Raw genomic sequence first — 2,639 nt, forward strand, 5'->3', positions numbered from 1 at the left:
CGGGACGCGGGTGGTCGCGCCGCGCCCGTTCTCGGCATACCTGACCGTTATACCTACTCTGCCGAGGACCTGGGTGAGGGCGAAGACATTGCGGATGTCGTCATCGACGATGAGGACATGGCGGCCGGTCAGGAGCTGTCCCGCACGGCCCGTACGCCACTCCGCCAGCCGTGTGCTCTCGATCCCGATCCGCCTCTCGTCCTGGTCATCTCCCGCTCGTACGGCGGCTACGCCGGTCTCTTCGCCGCGGATGTCTGCCTCTCCGCGCATGCCCGGAGAGGCGCCGTGGAGACCTGGGCCTTGGGCCTGGTGCGCTGTGACGCCGCGCTGAGGGGGAGAGGCGGGGAGGGCAGTGGCCTGCGAGGAGGCGTGCGGGCCGCTGTCTTCGAAATTGGCGGAAACGCCAGGGTGGCGTGCGGGAACGTAAAGGGTGAAGCGGGAGCCGACGCCTTCGGTGCTTTCCGCGACGATGCGGCCGCCGAGCAGACCCGCGACCTCCCGGCTGATGGACAGGCCCAGCCCGGTGCCGCCGTACTTGCGGCTGGTCGTACCGTCGGACTGCTGGAACGCATCGAAGATGACCGACAGTTTCTCGGGGGCGATGCCGATGCCGGTGTCCGTCACGGCAAAGGCGATGACCGAGCCGGCACGGCGGAGCGTCTCCTCTTCGAATGCTGCTGCCGCCACGCGCGTCACGCGCAGCTCCACGCTGCCGCCCGCTGCGGTGAACTTGATGGCGTTGGACAGGAGATTCCGCAGAACCTGCTGGAGCCGTTGCTCATCAGAGAACAGCTCGTCCGGTACGTCATCGGCGACGGATACGTCGAAAGCCTGGTTGCGGTCGACCGTCAGCGGCCGGAACGTGGTGCGCACATAATCGAGCAGCTTGGACAGCGGAAGCTTCTTGGGATGTACGTCCATGCGACCGGCTTCGATCTTGGACAGATCCAGGATGTCATTGATCAGCTGAAGGAGATCGGAGCCGGCGCGGTAGATGGTGGCGGCGAACTGCTCCTCCTGATCGGACAGGCGGCCATCAGGGTTGTCGGCGAGGAGCCGCGCCAGGATCAACAGTGAATTGAGGGGGGTACGCAGTTCGTGAGACATGTTCGCCAGGAACTCGGACTTGTACTGCGAGGAGGTGGCCAGCAAGGCCGCCTTCTCTTCCAGTTCGGCATTGGAGCGTTGCAGCTCGTCACTGCGCTTGCGGAGTTCAGCGGTCAGACGCTGGGACCTGGAAAGGAGTGACTCGGTGCGCGCATTGGCGATGATCGTATTGATCGACACGCCGATGGTGTTGACGAACTGATCGATGAAGGCGAGGTGAACCTCGTTGAACTTGCTCAGGCTGGACAGCTCGATGACGCCGAGTACCCGGTCCTCGAAGAGGATCGGCAGAATGACGATGCTGACGGGAGGAGCGTCACCGAGACCGGAGCTGATGTTCATATAGTCGGAGGGGACGTCGGTGATGAGAATGCGCTTCTTCTCCAGGGCGGCCTGGGCCACCAGCCCGGGGCCCAGGCTTCCCGGAGGCGGCTCGTCGTTGACTGCGAAGGTGCCGTACCCCGCGATAAACTCCAGCCCTTCGCCGGGCTTGGCGCCCTCAGCGGTGAGGAAGAATGCTCCCAGCTGCGCGTTCACCAGCGGTGTCAGTTCCCGGAGGATCAGGTCCGCTACCTCGACCAGATCACGGTGCCCCTGCATGAGGCCGGCGATTCGGGTGAGATTGGACTCCAGCCAGTCCTTTGCCCTCGTGGTCTCCCGCAGATTCGCCACCATGAGATTGATGTTGTTCTTCAGCTCGGCGACCTCTCCCTTGGCCTCGACGGATATCGATCCGGACATGTCGCCCTGCGCGACCGCGCTGGCGACCTCGCCGATGGCCCGCACCTGGGTCGTCAGGTTCAACGCCAGTTCATTGACGCTGGTGGTCAGTCGCTTCCAAGTGCCGTAGACGCCCTCGACGCGGGCCTGTCCGCCCAGCTGCCCCTCGCTGCCGACCTCGCGGGCCACGCGGGTCACTTCGGAGGAGAAGGACGACAGGGTGTCGACCATGGTGTTGATGGTGGTTTTCAGTTCCAGGATCTCGCCGCGTGCATCGACGTCGATCTTTTTGGACAGGTCGCCCTGGGCGACGGCGGTGGCGACCTGGGCAATGTTGCGGACCTGGGAGGTGAGGTTGTCCGCCATGAAGTTGACGTTGTCGGTGAGGTCCTTCCACACGCCGGACACGCCGCGGACTCTGGCTCGTCCGCCCAGGTTTCCCTCGGTGCCGACTTCGCGGGCGACGCGGGTGACTTCGTCGGCGAAGCCTCTGAGCTGGTCGACCATGGTGTTGATGGTGGTCTTCAACTCCCAGATCTCGCCGCGTGCATCGACGTCGATCTTTTTGGACAGGTCGCCCTGAGCGACGGCGGTGGTAACCATGGCGATATTGCGGACCTGGGAGGTCAGGTTCGATGCCATGAAGTTGACGTTGTCGGTAAGTTCCTCCCATACGCCCGAGACACCCCTGACCTGTGCTTGCCCTCCCAGGTTTCCCTCGGTGCCGACTTCGCGGGCGACGCGGGTGACTTCGTCGGCGAATGCCGAGAGCTGGTCGACCATGGTGTTGATGGTGGACTGCAGTGCTCCGC

At 64.3% G+C, this 2,639-nt stretch carries 1 protein-coding gene; it reads right to left on the reverse strand.

Annotation, left to right across the window (positions count from 1 at the left end):
- Positions 1-2,639, reverse strand: a 2,639-nt coding sequence (locus AB0N17_RS45955; protein ID WP_366017629.1) for an ATP-binding protein, incomplete at both ends; no start/stop codon positions are given.

This window comes from Streptomyces sp. NPDC051133 (genome assembly GCF_040682635.1).
Taxonomy (GTDB): Bacteria; Actinomycetota; Actinomycetes; order Streptomycetales; family Streptomycetaceae; genus Streptomyces.